The sequence below is a fragment of the Aeromonas sp. sif2433 genome, from assembly GCF_019218705.1.
GTDB lineage: Bacteria > Pseudomonadota > Gammaproteobacteria > Enterobacterales > Aeromonadaceae > Aeromonas > Aeromonas encheleia.
In genome coordinates this window covers 1-255 of sequence record NZ_JAHUXD010000048.1, presented here as the reverse complement: position 1 = coordinate 255, position 255 = coordinate 1, and the positions used below count along the sequence as shown (strand labels likewise).

1 rRNA gene is annotated in these 255 nt (G+C 55.3%); it reads left to right on the top strand.

Going from position 1 to position 255, the window contains the following annotated elements:
• Window positions 1-255, top strand: a 16S ribosomal RNA gene (locus KW825_RS20345); the annotation flags it as partial.

The following is a 255-nucleotide window of genomic DNA, read 5'->3' as shown; positions in this document are numbered from 1 at the left end:
ACGGGAGGCAGCAGTGGGGAATATTGCACAATGGGGGAAACCCTGATGCAGCCATGCCGCGTGTGTGAAGAAGGCCTTCGGGTTGTAAAGCACTTTCAGCGAGGAGGAAAGGTTGGTCGCTAATAACTGCCAACTGTGACGTTACTCGCAGAAGAAGCACCGGCTAACTCCGTGCCAGCAGCCGCGGTAATACGGAGGGTGCAAGCGTTAATCGGAATTACTGGGCGTAAAGCGCACGCAGGCGGTTGGATAAGT